This window comes from Campylobacter sp. CH278, assembly GCF_004378845.1.
In the GTDB taxonomy this organism is placed as follows: Bacteria; Campylobacterota; Campylobacteria; order Campylobacterales; family Campylobacteraceae; genus Campylobacter_D; species Campylobacter_D jejuni.
In genome coordinates this window covers 1-347 of sequence record NZ_RYXZ01000033.1, presented here as the reverse complement: position 1 = coordinate 347, position 347 = coordinate 1, and the positions used below count along the sequence as shown (strand labels likewise).

The 347-nt window shown below is 27.1% G+C and carries 1 pseudogene; it reads left to right on the top strand.

The features are described from left to right. A pseudogene (locus tag ELQ04_RS08560) lies at positions 1–265 on the top strand (motility associated factor glycosyltransferase family protein); the annotation flags it as partial. Positions 266–347 lie beyond the last annotated feature (82 nt).

Genomic DNA, 347 nt, shown 5'->3' with positions numbered 1-347 from the left:
GGAATTTTTAGAAAAAGTTTATCAAAATATAGAAAATTTCAATCACTCTTTAGATGAAGATGAGTTTATACAGGATGGTATTTTAAAAGCAGTGATGTATGAGCGAGGACTTAGGATAAGTTTGGTTTATAAAGAAAATATTTTAGTTCATGCTAGTTTTATCACAGCCTATATCAAGGCTTATGATGAATGGTTGCTTTATTTTATGGAAAAATTAGAGCAAAGAATAAATATTATCATCAATTCTTTTAAGGAACTTCCATGAATTTGCTAGAAAAAAACATACAAGCTTTATTAAGTGGGGTAAATGAACCCTTAGGAAATAAACTTTTAAATTTCATACAAAA